The 18,737-nt window shown below is 64.5% G+C and carries 17 protein-coding genes; 4 read left to right on the forward strand and 13 right to left on the reverse strand.

Features of this window, described 5'->3' with window-relative positions:
* Positions 1–51 precede the first annotated feature (51 nt).
* On the forward strand, positions 52–891 hold the full coding sequence (locus tag LB554_RS00835; protein ID WP_015319050.1) for an amidohydrolase family protein: 840 nt from the start codon (positions 52–54) through the stop codon (positions 889–891).
* A 9-nt stretch (positions 892–900) separates the two neighbouring features.
* Here the strand turns inward: LB554_RS00835 and LB554_RS00840 are convergent, their stop codons facing one another.
* Genes LB554_RS00840 through LB554_RS00850 form a run of 3 tightly spaced genes read right to left on the reverse strand, consistent with a single transcriptional unit; the run spans position 901 to position 3,760 of the window.
* Positions 901–2,049, reverse strand: coding sequence for an extracellular solute-binding protein (locus tag LB554_RS00840; RefSeq protein ID WP_224582715.1), 1,149 nt, complete (start codon positions 2,047–2,049; stop codon positions 901–903).
* Entirely contained in the window at positions 2,046–3,206 is a 1,161-nt protein-coding gene (locus LB554_RS00845; RefSeq protein WP_224582717.1) for a CaiB/BaiF CoA transferase family protein, read from the reverse strand. Before LB554_RS00845 ends, LB554_RS00840 begins: the two co-directional genes overlap by 4 nt.
* A 2-nt stretch (positions 3,207–3,208) precedes the next feature.
* Complete coding sequence (locus LB554_RS00850; protein WP_224582718.1) at positions 3,209–3,760, reverse strand: MaoC family dehydratase; 552 nt, start codon at positions 3,758–3,760, stop codon at positions 3,209–3,211.
* Positions 3,761–3,958: 198 nt separating this feature from the next.
* Here LB554_RS00850 and LB554_RS00855 point away from each other — a divergent pair, with 198 nt between their 5' ends.
* The gene (locus LB554_RS00855) at positions 3,959–5,056 is read left to right on the forward strand and encodes a lactonase family protein (protein ID WP_224582719.1); all 1,098 of its coding nucleotides are present in this window, start codon (positions 3,959–3,961) and stop codon (positions 5,054–5,056) included.
* 25 nt (positions 5,057–5,081) lie between these two features.
* Here LB554_RS00855 and LB554_RS00860 read toward each other — a convergent pair whose 3' ends face one another.
* The 3 genes from LB554_RS00860 to LB554_RS00870 form a co-directional block, all read right to left on the reverse strand.
* Complete coding sequence (locus tag LB554_RS00860; protein ID WP_224582720.1) at positions 5,082–6,074, reverse strand: Tim44 domain-containing protein; 993 nt, start codon at positions 6,072–6,074, stop codon at positions 5,082–5,084.
* Between the two features lie 73 nt (positions 6,075–6,147).
* Positions 6,148–6,447 (reverse strand): zf-TFIIB domain-containing protein, encoded by a 300-nt coding sequence (locus tag LB554_RS00865; protein ID WP_140617465.1) that lies wholly within the window; start codon positions 6,445–6,447, stop codon positions 6,148–6,150.
* Between the two features lie 185 nt (positions 6,448–6,632).
* Complete coding sequence (locus LB554_RS00870; RefSeq protein ID WP_140877936.1) at positions 6,633–7,622, reverse strand: zinc-dependent alcohol dehydrogenase family protein; 990 nt, start codon at positions 7,620–7,622, stop codon at positions 6,633–6,635.
* Between the two features lie 103 nt (positions 7,623–7,725).
* Here LB554_RS00870 and LB554_RS00875 point away from each other — a divergent pair, with 103 nt between their 5' ends.
* Both LB554_RS00875 and LB554_RS00880 read left to right on the forward strand, forming a co-directional pair.
* Positions 7,726–8,628: a LysR family transcriptional regulator gene (locus tag LB554_RS00875; protein WP_224582724.1), complete on the forward strand. Its 903-nt coding sequence runs from the start codon at positions 7,726–7,728 to the stop codon at positions 8,626–8,628.
* A 93-nt stretch (positions 8,629–8,721) separates the two neighbouring features.
* Positions 8,722–10,368, forward strand: coding sequence for an acetolactate synthase large subunit (locus LB554_RS00880; RefSeq protein WP_224582726.1), 1,647 nt, complete (start codon positions 8,722–8,724; stop codon positions 10,366–10,368).
* 37 nt (positions 10,369–10,405) lie between these two features.
* Here LB554_RS00880 and LB554_RS00885 read toward each other — a convergent pair whose 3' ends face one another.
* From LB554_RS00885 to LB554_RS00915, 7 genes are all read right to left on the reverse strand, one after another.
* Positions 10,406–11,575, reverse strand: coding sequence for a substrate-binding protein (locus tag LB554_RS00885; protein ID WP_140661558.1), 1,170 nt, complete (start codon positions 11,573–11,575; stop codon positions 10,406–10,408).
* 41 nt (positions 11,576–11,616) lie between these two features.
* On the reverse strand, positions 11,617–12,318 hold the full coding sequence (locus tag LB554_RS00890; protein WP_015319039.1) for an ABC transporter ATP-binding protein: 702 nt from the start codon (positions 12,316–12,318) through the stop codon (positions 11,617–11,619).
* 2 nt (positions 12,319–12,320) lie between these two features.
* On the reverse strand, positions 12,321–13,025 hold the full coding sequence (locus LB554_RS00895) for an ATP-binding cassette domain-containing protein (protein ID WP_015319038.1): 705 nt from the start codon (positions 13,023–13,025) through the stop codon (positions 12,321–12,323).
* Positions 13,025–14,008 (reverse strand): branched-chain amino acid ABC transporter permease, encoded by a 984-nt coding sequence (locus LB554_RS00900; RefSeq protein ID WP_140715256.1) that lies wholly within the window; start codon positions 14,006–14,008, stop codon positions 13,025–13,027. The genes LB554_RS00895 and LB554_RS00900 overlap by 1 nt, the downstream gene beginning before the upstream one ends.
* The gene (gene urtB, locus LB554_RS00905) at positions 14,005–14,922 is read right to left on the reverse strand and encodes an urea ABC transporter permease subunit UrtB (RefSeq protein ID WP_224582727.1); all 918 of its coding nucleotides are present in this window, start codon (positions 14,920–14,922) and stop codon (positions 14,005–14,007) included. The genes LB554_RS00900 and urtB overlap by 4 nt, the downstream gene beginning before the upstream one ends.
* The gene (locus LB554_RS00910; protein WP_224582728.1) at positions 14,867–15,988 is read right to left on the reverse strand and encodes a class II histone deacetylase; all 1,122 of its coding nucleotides are present in this window, start codon (positions 15,986–15,988) and stop codon (positions 14,867–14,869) included. Before LB554_RS00910 ends, urtB begins: the two co-directional genes overlap by 56 nt.
* Before the next feature lie 80 nt (positions 15,989–16,068).
* Positions 16,069–18,711, reverse strand: a complete 2,643-nt coding sequence (locus tag LB554_RS00915; RefSeq protein WP_224582729.1) for a LuxR C-terminal-related transcriptional regulator — start codon at positions 18,709–18,711, stop codon at positions 16,069–16,071.
* Positions 18,712–18,737 lie beyond the last annotated feature (26 nt).

Consider the following 18,737-nt stretch of genomic DNA (forward strand, 5'->3'; position numbering starts at 1 on the left):
TGAAGAATTCCTTCGTGAGAGGATCGAAAAAGCTACAGGGAGGAGCCCGCCATGATCATCGACACCCATTTGCATCTCATCGATCGCTCGGCGCTTCGCTACCCCTGGCTTGCCGGCGTACCGGCACTGAACCGCGATTTCTCCTATGAGGAATACGCCACGGAGGCAAAGCGTGCCGGTGTCGAACGCGTGCTGCACATGGAGGTCGATGTCGACCCGGCCGACATCGAGGCGGAGACCGCCCGTGTCGAGGGCCTCTCGCGGCAAGCGGGCAGCATGCTCTCTGGGACAATAGCATCCTGCCGTCCCGAAGACGCTGACTTTGCCGTTTATCTCGAACGCCAGCGGACAAACCCCTTCGTCAAGGGTTTCCGCCGCGTCCTTCACGTCGTGCCGGACGATCTTTCGGAAGGCGCGCTGTTCCGTGACAACATCAAGCGGCTTGGCGGCACCGGCCTGACCTTCGACCTCGTCGTGCTGCCGCATCAGATTCCCAAGGCGATCGCGCTCGCCGAACTGGCGCCCGACGTCCAGTTCGTCCTCGACCATTGCGGCGTTCCCGACATCAAGGGCGGAGCCGAGCATCCCTGGCGCGAACACATGAGCGAGATCGCACGGCGCCCGAACGTGATGGCCAAGATTTCCGGCGTGGTCGCCTATGCCGACGCCGCCAATTGGACCGTCGATACGCTGCGGCCTTACGTCGAACACACCATCAATTCGTTCGGCTGGGACCGTGTCGTCTGGGGCAGCGACTGGCCGGTCTGCACGCTTGGTGGCGGTCTCTCGACCTGGGTGGCGGCGACCCATGCGCTGCTCTCGGGTTGCAGCGTTTCGGAGCGTGACAGGCTGTTGTCGGGCAATGCCCGCAAGCTTTGGCGGTTGAAATAGCGACCTCGCTCAGCTCTCGCCAGGCGAGGGGGAACTGGCCCGGAACAGGCTGATGAGATCGGCGACGACCCGGCCGGCAGGATGGCCGGAGGTCAGGCCGGAATTGATGCGGTCTGACGCCGCCTGCTGGAACGCCATGTAGCCGTCATGGCGCGGCCGCACCCAGGCGCCCTCCAGCGTCGCGCGCGTGCCTCGATAGAAGTTGCCGGCCACTTCATTGATAGTCTGGTCTTCCCAGGCAGCCGCATGGCCCGGCTGGCCGCCGGCGGCGGCATAGATGCCACGCTGGACATCGCCGCTGGCGACCCAATAGGCAAAATCGATCGCTGCCTCTTTAGCCTTGGAGAAGGCTGATACCGCTATGCCTGTGCCGCCGAGCGCCGAGCCGATCGGACCATTGGAACCGACCGCCGGGATGTCGGCAAAAGCCAACCTGTTGGCGCGAAAACCCGACGCCGCATAAGAGACGTAGCCATAGATCAGCGGCGCGCAGACAATGCGGGAACCAGCCTCGGCCATGCGTTCCGAAACGGCGATCGGGTCCATGTCGAAGCACGTCGGGTCGACCAGCGCGGCGATCTCACGCATCGTCTCGAAGACTTCGCAGCCCGTCTCGACAGCGATGAGATCGCCCGACGGATCGGTCGCGCAGGGATGCCCGAGATTACCGGCCAGCGTGTAGAAGGTCATCAGGCAATGCGGCGGTCGCAGCGGCAGCAGCACGCGGCCTTGCCGGGCGAGATCGAGCACTTCGCTCCACGTCGCTGCCGGCGCATCGAGCGCGTCCGGCCGCCAGGCCTGCACTTGGCTGGCCGCATCGATCGGAAACGCCCATTGCCGGTCTTGCCATGTGTAACTCGGATAGGACTGGCCAACGCTCCCCGACGCAAGCGCGGCGCGTTCCGCCTCGCGGCCGGCGACGTCGAGAGGCTCGAGGCAGCGCTCCGCGGTGATCTGGCCGACATGCGGATGGTCGATGACGATGAGGTCGTAGGCGCGCGCCAACTCCTCGACCGGGAAGGACTCGAAATCCTGCAGCGAACGCTTGTCCCATTCGATGGCAACTCCTGTCCGCTCGCGCCATAGCGCCGAGCAGGCAGCCATGGGATCATAGCCACGCGGATGGCTCCAGGTCATACCCCTAAGCTTGAGGCTCACAGGTCGAACTCCTCGCGGATTTTTGCGCTGTGCTCGCCGATACGGGGTGCCGCGCGGTCGACCTTGGCCCTGATACCGTCGACCCTCAGCGGCGAACTGGTGGTGAGGATCGAGACGTCGTCCTCGCGCGTCACCGTCTGCAGCATGTCGAGGGCCTGAAAACCCTCGCTTGCCAGCATCTCCGGCCAGGTCAGCACCTTGGCGCACCAGATGTCGGCGGGTTCGACAATGGCCAGCCAATCGTCGATGGTCTTGGTCGCGATCCTCTGGGCGATGATTGCCTTGATATCGTCGCGCGCGGTGAACCAGGATGCCGGCTTGTCGCGATAGGGAGCCAATTCATCGAGCGACAAAAGGTCGGCCAACTTGGGGATCGGCGTCATGGCGATGGCGAGATAGCCGTCCTTGGCCGGATAGACTCCGTAAGGCGCCGAGAGATAGGCATGCGCGCTGCGGAAGCTCGAGCGCCTAGGCAGGCGGCGCCCGTCATTGAGATGTGTGGTCAGCACCTCGAACTGGAAGTCGACCAGCGCTTCCAGAAGGCTGGTCTCGATATGGCTGCCCTGGCCTGTGATGCCGCGCCGCACCAGTGCGGCCAGGATGCCTTGCGCGCAGGCCGCACCCGCCAGCATGTCGCCGATGGCGAGGCCGAACGGCACCGGTCCCTGGTCTTCGTCGCCGTTCAGCCACATCACGCCGGAGCGCGACTGCGCCAGCAGATCCTGGCCCGGGCGCTTCACCCACGGGCCATCCTCGCCATAGCCGCTGATCGAGGCATAGACCAGGCGCGGATTGATCTGGCGGACGGTCTCGTAGTCGAGCCCAAGGCGCTCGATGACGCCCGGTCGGAAATTCTGGATCAGCACATCGGCCTTGGCCAGCAGCCCGCGCAATGTATTGAGGTCCGCCTCGTTCTTCAGATCGATGGCGAGGCTTTCCTTGGCCCGGTTGATGGCATGGAAGATGGTGGAATCGCCGCCGATCTCGGTGTCGCTGAGATAGAGCCGGCGCGACAGGTCGCCGCCGTCAGGACGCTCTATCTTGATGACGCGGGCGCCGAGATCGAGCAGCCTGAGCGAGCAGTAGGGTCCGGACAGGAATTGGCTCATGTCGACGACGACGAGACCGGCAAGCGGCAATTCGGCTGCTGCCGGCATTTCTACTTCTCCGTCTTGCCGACGAAATCGGCAGGGTTGCGGTACTTCACCGTCTGCAGATGCTCGCAATGAAGAACGAGCTCGCCTTCGCCCTTGAACACCTCGTAGCTGGCGCGGATCAGCCCCATCTCCTTGTAGCGGGGGTGTTTGTCGAGGTTGGAACGGATCGAATAGATCGTGTCGCCGATGAAGACAGGCTTTATGAATCGTAGCTTGTCATAGCCATAGGAAAAAGCGTTGACGCAGTTGGTGGCGACCAGCCCGAGGCCCGCCGAGAAGACGAACGCGCCGGCAATCAGCCGCTTGCCGAAAATGCCCTCGCTCTCGGCAAACATCTGGTCCTGCACGTAAGGATGGATGTCGAGCACCAGCGTGTTGAAAAGGTGACTGTCGCCCTCGGCCATGGTGCGACGCAGCGAGCGGATTTTCTGGCCGACCGGCCAGTCCTCATAGAACCAGTTCTCGGCGTTCCACACCGGCAGGGCGGCATGATCGGCGGGCATATTCCTGGGATGCGTCGAGACAACGCCAACGGTTGGCGCGAAATCGCTCATGGCGTAGTCCACCGGGCTCGCGAGAGCGCCCATCCAGCCATTCGAGCACGCTTCAAAGCGCCTGGGTGCACGACGTCTCCTCCCGTCAATCTTCTTTTGTAAATACTATTTTCACATATGAGGTTGCGTTGCAAGCGAGGACAAGCGAAATTTTGGCGGTCCCACGGTACTGAGCACCGGCGGGCAGGGAGGGAAAACATGCGCAAAGCCTGTCTGGTCTTCGTCGGCAGCCTGAACCGCGAAGCGCCTTATTTTCAGGGTGCGCGAGGCGTCGGCCTTGGTGTCTACGGCTTCGACGAGGAAACGCTGGAAACAAGAAAGCTGGCCGAGACGAATGATATTGACAACCCGACCTTCCTGTCGTTGACGCCGGATGGCTCGCGCATCTACGCCAATTCGGAAGTCTTCTCCTGGCGCGAGGGCACGGTCTCGGCCTACAGCTTCGATCGCGGCTCGGGCACGCTCGCCTATTTGAACAAACAGCCATCGCTGGGCAGCATCACGGCGCACAATACCGTCACGCGCGACGGCACCAAACTCCTCGTCGCCAATTACGGCATGGGCGAGGGTGGTCCGGACCGAGCGGTGGCTGTGTATGGTTTCGACGGGGAGGGCGCACTGTCCGCGCCATTGGCCAGCGTTTCGCACAAGGGCACCGGCCCCAACGCGGCGCGGCAGGAACGCTCGCATGCCCACAGCGTCACCGAAACCATTGCCGGTGGAACGGCAATCGTCGCCGATCTCGGCATCGACCGGCTGGTGTCCTATCGGATCGGACAGGACGGAAGTCTGGTGAAGCTCGCAGAGTCCGCGCTCCCTCCGGGTGCCGGCCCGCGTCACATTGCCTTGCACCCGAACGGCCGCTTTGTCTTTGTCATGAACGAGCTGGATTCGACCGTCGCGTCGATGGCGCTCGACAATGCGACCGGCAGGCTATCGATCATCGACACCAAGCCGGCGGTGCCGGCCGAGGCCCGCGACAGCAATCACTGCGCCGATATCCAGATCTCGCCGGACGGCCGTTTCGTCTATGGCGGCAACCGTGGCCACGACAGCGTCGTCATCATGGCGGTCGACCAGCAGACCGGCAGCTTAAGTCTTGTCGGCTATGTCCCTTGCGGAGGCGCCACGCCACGCAACCTGGCGCTGACGCCTTCGGGCGGCCATCTGTTCTCCGCCAACCAGAATGCCGACCGCATTTCGATCTTCGTCCGCGACGCCGGCAACGGCATGCTGACCAATACCGGGCGCAGCATCGAGATCGGCACGCCGATGTGTGTCAAGATCGTCGCGTGACCGCCGGCCAGCAGACTAGCCGGGCTCAAGCCTCTTGGATGGCCGAGAGCTTCCAGGTCGAGCCATTCTGGCGCGTGAACGTCCACAACTCGGTCGTCTCCGTCGGATGCTCTTCGTCGCCCTCGACGACCTTGCCGCTCGCCCGTTCGCGCATCACGTCGCGAGACTCGTAGCGCAACGCCGCCGTGGCGTAGTCGCGGTCATCCTCGCGCCAGCTTTCCGCGATGTCGGCCTGCAGCAGGGTGACGTCGGACACTTCGTTCCTGAGACCTTTCCGGGCATTGTCGGCCAGCTCTTCCGAGAGATAGGATACCATTTCGGGCGTGACCGACCGGCGCAATGCCGCATGGTCTTCGCGCCCGAACGCTTCCTGGACATCGGTCAACAGCTGCTGGAACGCGTCAAGGTCGGCCTGGGCCAGCGTGATCTCTTCGGATCGGGTGGTCTCGTAGCCTCCGCCCGATCCCCCGCCAAACCCGGGAATTGTGAAGGAGCCAGCGCTGCTCGTGTTCTGCTGTGCCGTTGCGCGGTTCTCGAACCGTGAAGCTTGGGCATCGCCCATGCCGGCGAGCGCGGGCGCGGGGCCACGCGCGGATTGCGACCGGAAGAACCTGATGGCCAGCATGATCGCGCCACCGATGAGCAGGGCCTGGAGCAGGAATCCGAACATGCCGGCGAGGCCGCCGAAACCTTGGCCAAGGAGCAGTCCGATCAGGCCGCCGATCAGCAGGCCGCGCATCATCGTTCCACCGAAGCCGCTCATGAAGCCGGGCCTCTGCAGGCCGGTCTGTGGTTGCCGGGCAGCATTGTTGACGCCGGCGTTGGGTGTCATCGAACGCTCGACCGGAGCGGTCGGCGCCGGCGCGGTCCGGGTCGGCGGTGCCGATTGGAACGTGCGTGTGCCGCGGCTGCCGAAACTGCCGCCGCGCCGCGCCTCGGCATGATCGATCGCGACCATGGAGAATGCAAGGAACAGGCCGGCAAAGAGGGTGACAAATCGGCTTGTGCGGGAAATCATCGGGGTGACCTTTATCGCTGTGGTTTCGGGCGTTTTCGGCAAAGGGCCGGCCTTGGAAAGACCGGCCTCATGGTCAATCGAACAGCTCTTCGAAAAATGATTTCTTCCGCTTCGGATAGCGGTGGCCATGCGAGCGGGAATAGTCGCCATCGCGGTCCCGGCTGTGTTGCGGCTGGGCAAATGGCGCCGGCTGTGGCTGCGGCGCGGGAGACGCGTCCCTGGTGGACCGTTCGATGATCTTGTCGAGTTCGCCACGATCGAGCCAGACGCCGCGGCACTGCGGACAGTAGTCGATCTCGATCCCCTGGCGTTCGCTCATCACAAGGGCGACGCGGCAGGAGGGGCAAACCATGCCGAGGAGGGAAGATGTCATGTGGGGCTCCTAACCAGAAAGTAATGAGCCCACTTAACCGAAAGGAATGGAAACGGGCCCGTTGAAGCGGTCCGACATCACGGTCGCCAAAGCGACAGTCAGAGGGGCCCGGCCCGCACACGGGAGTTAGGAATGCGGGACGAAGCCTTCAAGGGGCAATGTTGCCGGTGAGAGCGATTTGCTGCTCAAACGGTCACCACGATCTTGCCGAACTGCCCGTTCGATTCGAGATAGCGATGCGCCTCGACGATCCGGTCGAAGGGAAAGATCCTGTCGATGATCGGCCTGAGCGCGCCGTCCGCGAGGCCTTCGAGGATGAATGCCTTGGCCGGCTCCAACTTCTCCGGGTTGCCGGTGATCTCATGCACGAGATAGCCGCGCAACGTCAGTGTCTTGCCCAGTACCGCAGGCAACGGGAACGGCGTCGGCTGGCTGCTGAGGCCGCCATATTCGATCAGAATGCCGCCTCGCGACATCGCCGCAGTCAGCGGCTCGAAGATCGGCCCGCCGATCGCATCCAGCACCACGCGCACGCCTTGCGGCCCGGCGATCTGGCTCAGTCTGTCGGCAAGTTCCTCTTCCTCAAGGACCACGACATGCGCCGCGCCGGCGTCGAGCAGAGCCTGCCTCTTCACCGATGTCCGCGTCACCGCGATTGCTATCGCACCAACGCTGTTGGCGATCTGGATCGCTGCAAGCCCGACGCTGCTCGAAGCCGCCGTGATGACGACGACCTCTTCGCGGCGCAGCCTGGCGATGTCGATCAGGGCGCCGTAGGCGGTGAGGTACGGCATCCAGACCGCCGCCGCGGTTTGCCAGTCGAGGGACGCCGGATGCTTGACGATGAGCCCCGCGGGAAAGGTGACAAGCTCACCGTAAGCCGGCCAGCGAACCATCGATTGCGGCGGGATGACGCTCACGGCGTCACCATGTGCCAGCCCCATCACGCCTTCGCCAATTGCCTCGATGACGCCCGCCGCTTCCAGCCCAAGCCCGGAGGGCAGGACGGGTGTCTCAATGTAGCTGCCCGCGCGCAGCAGCGCCTCGGCGCGGTTGAGGCCGAGCGCCTTGACGCGGATCTGAACCTCGCCCGGACCCGGTGGCGGAAGGTCGACCTCCTCGATGCGCAGGACCTCGGGACCGCCATGCTGGTGGAAGCGAATGATACGGGCCATTTGGCTCACTCCAAAATATTTGACACTGAATGAGCTATGACGCGAAAGTTTTGTGCGATAAACGGCTGTTTGGATTGTTCAGTAGAAACCAGGAGTTTCGAATATGGATAGGCTCGAGAGCATGGCCGTGTTCGTCAGGGCGGTCGATCTTGGCTCGTTCGCGGCGGCGGCCACCGCGCTCGATCTATCCGGACCGATGGTCGGCAAGCATGTCCGGTTTCTCGAGGAGCGGCTTGGCATGCGTCTGATTAACCGGACCACGCGCCGCCAGAGCCTGACCGATTTTGGCCGCGCCTATTATGAGCGGTGCCGCCTGGTGCTGGCCGAGGCCGAAGCGGCCGATGCGCTCGCCGCCGACCAGCTCTCGGAACCGCGCGGAAAACTGCGTGTCACCATGCCGGCGCATTTCGGGCGCCACTGCGTCACCCCCGTGCTGCTGAAGCTGGCAGGGCAATATCCAATGCTGGAACTCGACCTGTCGCTCAGCGACCGCTTCGCCGATCTCGCCGAGGACGGTTTTGACCTCGCCATCCGGACCGGCGGTCTGAACGACAAGGCTGGCGTGATCGCGCGTCGCCTTGCACGCCAGGACATGGTCGTCTGTGCCGCGCCTTCCTATCTTGAAATTCATGGCGAGCCACGGCGGATCGAGGACCTCGCCGATCACCAGGCGATTGTCTACCGCCGGCTCGGCATGATCGTTCAGCCGTGGCTATTTCCGCGCGAGGGGCAGACTGCGCTCGAGGTAACCCCAAACGGCCGGCTGCGGCTCGACGATCTGGATGCCATCGCCGATGCCGCCCTCGACGGCATGGGGCTGGCGTGGTTGCCTTACTGGCTGGCTCGCGAGCGCATCCAGGCCGGCACGCTGGTCGAGCTGTTGCCGGACCAGCCGCGCTATCCCTACGATTGCCATGCGCTCTGGCTTCGGACGCCGCATCTGTCGCTCAAGGTCCGGCTGGCCGTCGACGCATTGGCGGCCGCCTTGCCGAAAATGATGGCGTGATCGCCAACAGACGGCTTGCGCTCTTTGAGGCGTGACGTTCCGGTGCCATATGAAGGTGGCTGATGGGTGTGCGCATCGCAGGAGAGACGGTTGATGACCAAGGGTTCGGATCTGTTCGTGGCGGCCCTCGAAAATGAAGGGGTCGAACGAATTTTCGGCATTCCGGGCGAAGAAAATCTCGACATCGTCGAATCCATCCGCCGCTCGTCGATCCAGCTGATCCTGACGCGCCACGAGCAGGCGGCGGCCTTCATGGCCGCCACCTATGGCAGGCTCACCGGCAAGCCGGGTGTGTGCATCACAACACTTGGCCCCGGCGCGCTCAATTTGACCACCGGCTCTGCCTATGCGCTGCTCGGCGCGATGCCGATGATCATGATCACCGGCCAGAAGGGCATCCTGTCGTCCCGGCAGGCGCGCTTCCAGATCGTCGACATCGTCGCGGCGATGAAGCCGCTGACCAAGCTGTCGCGCCAGATCGTCTCGCCTAGGATGATCCCGTCGCTGGTGCGCGAAGCCTTCCGCGTCGCCCAGGAAGAGCGCCCCGGCCCCGTGCACCTCGAACTGCCGGAAGACATTGCGGCGGCGGAATGCGAGCCGATCGCGCTGGTGCCGACACATCCGGTCGAATTGCCCCTGGCCAGCGCTGGCGCGCTCGATCGCGCCGCCCGCATGATCATCGAGGCCAAGCGTCCGCTGCTGATGTTCGGCGCCGCGGCGTCACGGCCGCGCGTGACTCCCGATGTCGCCCAGTTCGTGCTGCGAACGCAGATTCCCTATTTCACCACGCAGATGGGCAAGGGCACGGTGCCCGGCGGCACCGAGCTCTACATGGGAACGGCGGCTCTTTCGGAACGCGACTACGTGCACGAGACCATCGAACAGGCCGATCTGATCATCACCATCGGCCACGACACGGTCGAGAAGCCGCCCTTCATCATGGGGGCGAAAGGACCGAAGGTTATTCATGTCGGCTACCAGACGGCTGATGTCGAGCAGGTCTATTTCCCGCAAGCCGAGATCGTCGGCGACCTCGGCCCGTCGCTGGCGCTGCTGGCGGACCGCATCGAGGGCAGGATTCCCAACGCGCAGGCCCTGCTGCCGCTGCGCGAAGGCATTTTGAGCCGCATCGCCGCGCGCGCCACCGAAGACCGTTTCACGCCGCAGCGCATCGTACATGATGTGCGCGCCGTGATGCCGGCCGACGGGATCCTCGCGCTGGACAACGGCATGTACAAGATCTGGTTCGCGCGCAACTACCGCACGCGCATGGCCAACACGCTGCTGCTCGACAATGCGCTGGCCACCATGGGTGCCGGCCTGCCGTCGGCGATGATGGCGGCACTGCTCTATCCCCGACGCCGTGTCATGGCCATTTGCGGCGACGGCGGTTTCATGATGAACAGCCAGGAACTGGAGACTGCTGTCCGGCTCAAGCTCAATCTCGTCATCCTGCTGCTGGAAGACCACGCTTATGGCATGATACGCTGGAAGCAGGCTGTCGACGAATTCCCGGATTTCGGCATGACCTTCGGCAATCCCGACTTCGTCAAATACGCCGAAGCCTATGGCGCCAGGGGCACCAGGGTTGGCGCGATAGCCGACCTGCAACCGGCGTTGGAACAGGCCTTCGCCGGCGGCGGCGTGCATCTCGTCGTGGTGCCCATCGACTATTCCGAAAACACCAGGGTGCTCGTCGACGAATTGCGAGAGCGACTGCCGGCGCCAAAGGCACCCTGACGGCAGCGGCAAAGCCGCCGTCAGGATCGGTTGATGCCTACAGCTTGCAGTAAGGCGTTACCGGCGCGATCGTGCCGAAATCCTTGACGATCTCGTAGCCGATGCCGTCCGCCGCCGCCTTGCCGACATAGGAATGGCAGAGTGTGTGGTTGTTGCTGGCATCGACCCGGATCTTGCCTTGTGGCGCATCGAACTCGATCGTCGGCAGCGCCTTGAGCACATCGTCGTCCTTCAGCGAGCCGGCCTTCTCCGCCGCCAGCGCGTAGAGATGCAGGCCGTTATAGCCGGCCTCGCCGATGCCATTGACCATCTTCTCCTGGCCGAATTTTTCGCGGAAGTTCGCGATGAACTTCTTGTTGACCGGGTTGTCGAGCGCCATCCAGTAGGGCTGCGGCGCGTAGGTGCCGGCGGCGACGCCAGGCGGCAGCGCGTCCTTGTTGAAGACCTCGTCGAGCGGTGCGATCAGAGGCTGCTTGATGTCGAAGCTGCGATACTGCTTGAGCTGCGTGACGGCGTCGTTGCCGACCACCATCGACCACACGACGTCGGGCTTCAGCGACTTGATCTTCTGGAAGGCCGGGCCGAAATCCGTGGTGCCGAACGGATAATAGTCGGCGCCGACAATCTTGCCGCCGGCCTTTTCATAGGCGGCTGTGATCGCCTCGGTCATTTTCTGCGGCCAGGCATAGTCGGACGCCATGATGTAGATGGTCTTGCCGAGGTTTTCGGCCACCCACGGCATCATCGGGTCTACCTGCTGCATCGGGATAGGTCCGGTGGCGACGAAGTAGCGATTGCATTCGCCGCCCTCGAAATTGGTCGGGTAGAAGAACAGCTTCTTGGCCTTCGAGGTGACGGAAAGCGTGGCGCTGCGCTCGGGCGAAATGATCGTTCCCATGATCACGTCGACCTTGTCCTCGTTGAGGAGCTTGCGGGCCTTGTCGATGGAGCCCTTGGTCGTGGTCTGGTTGTCCTCGATGAAGAGCTCCACCTGGCGCCCGCCAATGCCGTTGGCGGCGTTGAGTTCGGCGGCGGCGAGCTTGTAGCAGTTGAGCAGCGTCTCGCCGAGGATCGCCTGCAGCCCGGTGATCGGGATCGACAGCCCGACCTTGACCGTGTCTGCGGCGCGCAGGATTCCCGGCGCGCCGACCATTGCGAAGGCGGCCGCGGCGCCGCCGGATTTCAGAACAGTTCTTCTGTTTATCATTGTTGTGTTCCCTTCCAGTCCAGGCGCGCCCCATGCACGCCTTACAAAGCCAAGAGGTCCTTCAGCAGGGTCTCGTCGGCGAATGCTTCCGGCGTGCCCTCATGCACGATCCTGCCCTTCTCCATCACCAGGCAGCGGTCCGCCGCCTTAAGGACGAGATCGAGATTCTGCTCGACCAGGACGATGGCGATGCCGCGCTCGCGCGCGATGCGCGGCACCAGCTCGGCGATCGACTGCACGATGTTCGGCTGGATGCCTTCCGAAGGCTCGTCGAGCAGCAGCACCGACGGCAGGCCGCACAGTGCGCGGCCTATCGCCAGCATCTGCTGCTGGCCCCCCGAGAGCGTACCGGCGGTCTGCGCCTCGCGCTCGCGAAGGATGGGAAAATAGCCAAAGATGTCGGCTGGAATGTCGCCGTCGCCACGATCCCTGGCGGCGCGCGTGCCGACTTCCAGGTTCTGCCGCACCGTCAGCTGGTTGAAGATACCGCGGCCCTGCGGCACATGGGCGATGCCCGCCCGCGCGCGGCGGAAGGCCGGGGCGTTGGTGAGATCCTGGTCGCCGAGAACCACCGCACCGCCGCTCGCCTTCAGGCCCCCGGCGATGACGCGCAGCAGCGTTGTCTTCCCGGCGCCGTTGCGGCCGAGCAGGCCGACCACTTCGCCCGCCGCGACGCCGAGGTCGATGCCGTTCAGCACCGGGAGCAGGCCGTAGCCGGCCGACACGGCAAGTGTCCGCAGCATGGTCAGCGCCTCCCCAGATAGACGTCGCGGACCATCTCGTCGGCCTCAATGTCGTGGAAAGGACCGCTGCGAAGCCGGCGACCCTGGTGCAGCACCAGCGTTTCGCAATTCAGCGCCCGCACGAAGCGTATGTCGTGCTCGACGGCGACGATCGAGAACTCGCCCTTCAGCCGCAGCAGCATTTCGGCCGTCGCCAGCGTCTCCTGCGGCGTCATGCCGGCGGTTGGCTCGTCGAGCAAAAGCAGCCGTGGCTCGATGGCCAGCGCCATGCCGATCTCCAGCCATTGCTTCTGGCCGTGCGCCAGTTCGCCGGCCAATGTGGCAGCACGATTGGTCAGCGCGACCAGTTCCATCAATTCACCGATTGGCCGCGCCGGGGAGGGGGCACCCCATCGTGCGACCTTGAGGTTGTCCTCAACCGAGAGGCTCGGGAAGACCGACGGGATCTGGAACTTGCGGGCAATGCCGAGCCGGGCGATGCGATGCAGCGGCAGGCCGGCAATGTCGCGGCCGAGGAAATGGACGCTGCCGCTGGTCGGGCGCAACGTGCCGGTCAGCACGTTGAGGAAGGTACTCTTGCCGGCGCCGTTCGGGCCGATGATGCAGCAGAGCGCCTTGTCGCGGACCGTCAGGTCCAATCCTTCGAGGGCCTGCAACCCTCCGAAGCGGATGCCGACATTTTCGGCTTGGAGCAGGACGTCGCTCATCAGGCCTGGCTCCTGCCTTTGAACAGGCTCTTCAGCCGCGCATAGATCGACAGGATGCCGTCCGGCAGGACAAAGACGATGATGACGAAGACGCAGCCCAGCAGCAGCGGCCACAGGCTCGGATTGAAGCTGCTGATCGTCTGCTGTGCGCGCTGGATGAAGATTGCGCCCAGCACTGGGCCAAGCAGCGTGCCGCGCCCGCCGACCGCCACCCAGACAATGACCTCCGTCGACAGAAGCAGTCCGGACAGATCGGGGGCAACCAGCCCGGCCATGCAGACATAGAGCGCGCCAGCAAGCCCGGCGATGGCTGCCGAAAGGATGAAGGTGACGAGCAGCCGTAACGGCGCATTGTGGCCGAGTGCCGCCGCCCGGACCTCATTGTCCTGGATGGCGGTCAGCACCGTGCCCCAGCGGCCACGGCCGATCGACCACAGTGTCAGCACGGCCACCGCCACGATGGCCGCGACGAAGATATAGCTCGACAGGTCCTGGCTGAGATCGACATGCCGGCCGCCAAGATCGAATTCGATCGGCGGGATCCCGATCAGGCCGCTATCGCCGCCGGTGACCGAACTCCAGGAGATGGCCGCCTGCTGGCAGATGACGCCCATGGCCAGCGTGACGATGGTGAAGTAGCTGCCGCGGATGCCGCCGAAGAACAGGAAGTAACCGATGATGGCGGCGACGAAGGCAGCCCCCGCAATGGCGCCCACGATGCCGAGCAGGCTGCCGAAAGGAATCGCGTCATTGAGCGTGACCAATGCCATGATGTAGCCGCCGATGCCAAAGAAGGCGGCGTGGCCGAAACACAGGATTCCGGTGCGGCCCCAGAAGAAGTCGAGGCTCGCCGCGAACAGGCCGAAGATCAGCGCGTCGCGGATCACCGTCAGTTGGTAGCCGTCGGCGAAGAAGGGATAGGCGATGGCAAGCGCCACGCAGACGGCGAAGATCAGCAGCCAGTTGCGGTCCCGGGCGATCATCGCGACGCCCCGTTGAACAGGCCGTTGGGCCGCACCCGCACGGCGACGATGGCCGCCAGCAGCACGATGGCCTGCGCCAGCGATGGCGAGATCTGGTAGTTGAGGATGCTGGTCAGCCCGCCGACGAAGACGCTGCCGGCGACGAGGCCGCCAATCGAGCCGACCCCGCCGACGATGACGACGAAGAAGGCGTTGGCGAGATAGTTCACCCCCATCTGCGGCAGCACGATCGCCAGGGGCGCGACCAGTCCCCCAGCCAGCCCCGCGATTGCCGCGCCGAAGGTGAAGGCGATGGCGTAGGTGCGGCGCGTGTTGATGCCGACGCCCTCCGCCATTTCGCGGTTCTGGATGACGGTGCGGATGTCGAGGCCGAAGGATGTGCGGCTGATCAGCAGGATGACGCCGAGCAAGGTCACCATGGCGATGCCGATCAGGATCAGCCGATAGGCCGGATAGACGGTGAAGAAGAGGTCGAGCGTGCCCTCGACCGGCGGCGTCACCGGCTTGGCGCCGAGGCCAAAGGTCAATTCCAGCCCTTGCTGCAGGATGAGGCTGACGCCCCAGGTGGCAAGCACCGTCGACACCGGCCGCGAATAGAGGTGGCGAATGACGGCGAATTCCAGGATGCAGCCGACCACGGCGCCGGCGATCGGCGCCGCAGCCAGGCCCAGCCAGAACGAGCCGCCCATACTCTGGATGAAGTATACCGCGAAGGCGCCGACGGTGACGAACTCGCCATGCGCCAGATTGGTCACGTTCATCAGGCCGAAGCTGATGGCGAGCCCGAGCCCGACCAGCATCAGGATGCTGATCAGCGTCAGCGCATTGAGCAATGTCGTGATGGCGAAATCCATCGCTTCAGGCCGCGCTGGCGAGGCGTTGGCGCAAGCCCGCGAGCAGGCCTTCAGCGGCATCGATCACCGCCGCCTGATGCGGCTGCAGGTCCTGCCCCGCCCACTCGTCGATATGGTCCGACAGCGGGTCGACCACCTCGGTGCGGTGATTGGCCAGCGTCTCGATGACGGCGTGGCCGCAGAATGGCACATAGCCCTCGGAATAGCCGCCTTCATGGCTCATCATCAGCCGTCCACTCGAGACTTCGGCCGCGAGCGCAACCATGCGTGCGGCAAGGCGGCGAAAACATTCGCTGTTGAGCATCATGCGGCCGAGCGGATCGAAGCCGGACGCGTCGAAACCGGAAGCGACGATGACGAGGTGGGGCTTGAACGCGCGCAAGGCAGGACCGATGACGCGGTCGAACGTGGCTTCATAGGCGCCGGTGCCGCTGCCGGCCGGCAGCGGGACGTTGATGTTATAGCCTTCGCCGGGTCCCTTGCCGTTGTCGACGAGCGCGCCGCGTCCGGTCGGGTACAGATTGTCCTGATGGAGCGAAATCGTCAGCACCGACGGATCGGAATAAAACACCGTCTCGGTGCCATTGCCGTGATGCACGTCCCAGTCCACCACGGCGGCACGGCCGAGCAGGCCCTCGTGCTGCAGCCGCCGCACGGCGACGCCGATGTTGGAGAACAGGCAATTGCCCATGGCCTGGTCGGGTTCGGCGTGGTGCCCGGGCGGCCGCGCCAGCGCGTAGGCGTTGTCGACGCGGCCGGTCAGCACGGCTCGCATGGCGGCATAGGTGGTGCCGGCGGATAACAGCGCGATGTCGAAACTGTTGAGGCCGATCGGTGCCTGAGGCCCGGCGAAACCGGATCCGCCTTCGCTCAGCATCCTGATATCATCGACGTGGCGCTGCGTGTGGACGCGCAGCAGGTCTTCTACCGTTACCGGTTCGGCAATGATCGGAACGAGATGGCGTGCCAGGCCGCTGACCTGGATGAGATTGTTGAGCCGTCGTTTCGATCCAGGCGATTCCAGGTGGCGTCCGGGTTCCACGAAACGGCCGGGAGGCATCATGTCGGCGCTGGAGCCGGTATCATGCCACATCAGCTGTTCGTGAAAAACGTAGCCTGTCGCCATCCGCGGCATCCTCTAAAAACCAGACGCTAGCAGGCTAACAATCGCCCGGCCCGACCCTAAAGAGGGGCCATGTCAGTTATCTATGCCCCTCCTTTCGGAGGGGTGCGGAGGTTTGCGGCGACCTCCGCGGCGCGCACCGCCTGGACGCGGTTCGATACCGAGAGCTTGCCGAAGATGTTTTTCAAATGCCACTTCACCGTCGTTTCGCTTACCGACAGTGCAACGGCGATATCGCGATTTGACATGCCTTCCGACAGAAAGTGCAGCAGCTCGGACTCGCGCTGGGTGAGCTGTTCTTTCTCGACCGTCGGGGCGGCTGTTTTGCGCGTCGTCACGGGCATCGTCTGCGCGGCATCGATGATGCGCGTCGCATAGGCCGACAGTGACGGGTCGGCCTTTGCCTGGGCCGCCCGCAGCCGCATCAAACCCTCGACGACAGACCTGCCTTCGTCGACGAAGGAGCGGATGAAGCCCGAGGGTTGCGCAAGGCGCAATGCTTCGTGCAGATGGCGGTCTGCCTCCCGCTGGTCATGGCCGGCGCTCTTGGCGCGCAGGATCAGCGCCAGTATGTGCCGGCGCATGCGCCCGCTGCTTTTCGTTCGCTCCAGCAGCGCGTCGAAAATCGCCGCCGCCGCGGCGTAGGATTTCTCCGCCGTAAGCAGCCGGCCTTCGGCGAAGAACTCGAATTCGTTGGCGATGGTAGAGGCGGTTTCAGCGCTTTCGCGGCGATGCTCGTCGAGCAGCGCGCGGGCTTCCGGGGTGCGGTTCTGGTCAAGAAGCAGCCGGATGCGATCGTGCACCAGCACCGAAGCGAGGCGGCGGTAGACGGAGCCGCGCACGCGCTGGTAGACGCGCTCCAGCATGTCGAGGGCGGCTTGGCCGCGACCGGTCAGCTGCAGCACCCGGGCGTAGGTGGGCACGCTGGCCAGCGGATAGACAATGACCGCTGCGCCCTCGATCAACGGCCCGAGATTCTCGACCAGCGCCAGTGCTTCGCCGGATGCGTTGGTCTCATAGGCGAGTTCGGCAAGCAGCGTTCCGGCGAGGGCCTCGGCATAGGAGTTGGCGCCGATCCGCGTCCTGGCCTCGATGATCGCGTTGCGCAGCAGCCGTTCGGCCGCGGGCAGGCGGCCGGCCGAGCGCTCGATGACGGCCATGTAGCAGTTGGCGATGGTGACGCCGAGCAGGCTGCCGCTTCGCTCATGGGCCTTGCGCGCCGCGTCCACAGCAGCGCGCGCCCCCTCAAGGTCGCCCAGCGCGTAGAGATTGTAGCCGATGACGTTTGCGGTCGCGCCTTCCATGAACCAGGCATCGGGGGCGATGACGCGCAGGGCCGCCAGTGCGGTGTCGCGCGCGTCCTCGAACTGTTCCAGCGTGCTGTGCACGGCCGCTGCAAGGACCTCGAGTTCCGCCTCGATGGTCGTGCCGGCCAGCGTGCCTGGGTCCTTGCTATCGGTCGGCCCGGTTTCGACGAGCTGGCGCGCATTGGCGAGGGTCTGCTGGGCAATCTCGGGCTGGCTGCTGTGCACCGCAAGCCACAGCACGACGAGTTGCAGCCGGATGCGCTGGTCGATCAGTTTCCTTGGCAGCAGCGCCAGCAGCTGGCGCACATAGAGAAGCTGGCATTGGGCGATGAGTTCGAGCGCGTTGTTCTCGATGAACACCGCGGCGCGGGCTTCGTCGCCGGCGGCGAGCGCATGGCCGATGGCCTCGGTCAGCATCTTGCGTTCACCGAACCATTCCGAAGCCGCCAGGTGCAGCGGTGCGATCATCTCCGGCTCGCGCCGTTCCATTTCACGGCTGAGGAAGTCGTGGAAAAGGTGATGATAGCGGAACCAGCGCCGTTCCTCGTCGAGCGGCACCAGGAACAGGTTGCGGGTCTCGATCTCGGTGATGGCAACCTCGGCGTCCGCCGCCCGCATCACCGCCCGGCAAGCCTCGGCGCTGAAGCGCTCGAAAATCGAGGAATAGAGCAGGAACTTCGCCAGCGCCGGCGGCAGTTCCAGGAACACTTCTCCCATCAGGAAGTCGGCGACGTTGCGGTTGGCGCCGGTGAAATTGCCGATGACTGTTTCGGGCGCATGGGCCGCACCGAGCGACAGCGAGGCGAGCTGCAGGCCGGCGGCCCAGCCTTCGGTGCGCGAGCACAGTGTTTCCACCGTGCCGCTGCTGACAGAGAGGCCAAGCTTGTCGTTGAAGAAGGCTTCGGCTTCCGACGAGGCGAAACGCAGATCGTCCGGGCCGATTTCAAAGATATCGCCGAGCACCCTGAGCTTGCCGAGCTGCAGCTCGGGCAGGTTGCGCGAACCGATGACGAAGACGACATTGGTTGGTGCCTGCCGGGTCAGCCGTTCCATGAACCGCTTCACCGCCGGTGCATCGATGGCGTGATAGTCGTCGAAGAACAGGGTGATGTCGGCGTGGCGTGCCGCCAAACCCGACACGAGTGCCGCAAGCACCACGTCGAGCTGCGGGATGGGGCTCGACTGGAAGGCGAGGTCGAGCTCGGCCGGGTTCTGGACGAGATGGCGCAACGCCCCCACCAGATGCGACAGGAAGGCGCCTTCGTCATTGTCCGTCGCCTCGCAGGACAGCCAGGCCGTCAGCCGGCCGTGGCGCGCGACTTCGGCCGCCCATTGCGCCATCGTCGTCGATTTGCCGAAGCCGGCGGGCGCGGCGAACAGCACGATGCGCGTGTCGACATGCCGCTCCAGCCTCGACAAGATGCTCTCGCGCCGTACCCACCGGC

The sequence above is a fragment of the Mesorhizobium sp. CO1-1-11 genome (assembly GCF_020164995.1).
Classification (GTDB): domain Bacteria; phylum Pseudomonadota; class Alphaproteobacteria; order Rhizobiales; family Rhizobiaceae; genus Mesorhizobium; species Mesorhizobium australicum.

Coding starts and splice junctions, on each gene's coding strand:
- LB554_RS00835 (WP_015319050.1), top strand. CDS start 52: ATGATCATCGACACCCATTTGCATCTCATCGATCGCTCGGCGCTTCGC.
- LB554_RS00845 (WP_224582717.1), bottom strand. CDS start 3,206: ATGCCGGCAGCAGCCGAATTGCCGCTTGCCGGTCTCGTCGTCGTCGAC.
- LB554_RS00850 (WP_224582718.1), bottom strand. CDS start 3,760: ATGAGCGATTTCGCGCCAACCGTTGGCGTTGTCTCGACGCATCCCAGG.
- LB554_RS00855 (WP_224582719.1), top strand. CDS start 3,959: ATGCGCAAAGCCTGTCTGGTCTTCGTCGGCAGCCTGAACCGCGAAGCG.
- LB554_RS00860 (WP_224582720.1), bottom strand. CDS start 6,074: ATGATTTCCCGCACAAGCCGATTTGTCACCCTCTTTGCCGGCCTGTTC.
- LB554_RS00865 (WP_140617465.1), bottom strand. CDS start 6,447: ATGACATCTTCCCTCCTCGGCATGGTTTGCCCCTCCTGCCGCGTCGCC.
- LB554_RS00870 (WP_140877936.1), bottom strand. CDS start 7,622: ATGGCCCGTATCATTCGCTTCCACCAGCATGGCGGTCCCGAGGTCCTG.
- LB554_RS00875 (WP_224582724.1), top strand. CDS start 7,726: ATGGATAGGCTCGAGAGCATGGCCGTGTTCGTCAGGGCGGTCGATCTT.
- LB554_RS00880 (WP_224582726.1), top strand. CDS start 8,722: ATGACCAAGGGTTCGGATCTGTTCGTGGCGGCCCTCGAAAATGAAGGG.
- LB554_RS00885 (WP_140661558.1), bottom strand. CDS start 11,575: ATGATAAACAGAAGAACTGTTCTGAAATCCGGCGGCGCCGCGGCCGCC.
- LB554_RS00890 (WP_015319039.1), bottom strand. CDS start 12,318: ATGCTGCGGACACTTGCCGTGTCGGCCGGCTACGGCCTGCTCCCGGTG.
- LB554_RS00895 (WP_015319038.1), bottom strand. CDS start 13,025: ATGAGCGACGTCCTGCTCCAAGCCGAAAATGTCGGCATCCGCTTCGGA.
- LB554_RS00900 (WP_140715256.1), bottom strand. CDS start 14,008: ATGATCGCCCGGGACCGCAACTGGCTGCTGATCTTCGCCGTCTGCGTG.
- urtB (WP_224582727.1), bottom strand. CDS start 14,922: ATGCCGCTGAAGGCCTGCTCGCGGGCTTGCGCCAACGCCTCGCCAGCG.
- LB554_RS00910 (WP_224582728.1), bottom strand. CDS start 15,988: ATGGCGACAGGCTACGTTTTTCACGAACAGCTGATGTGGCATGATACC.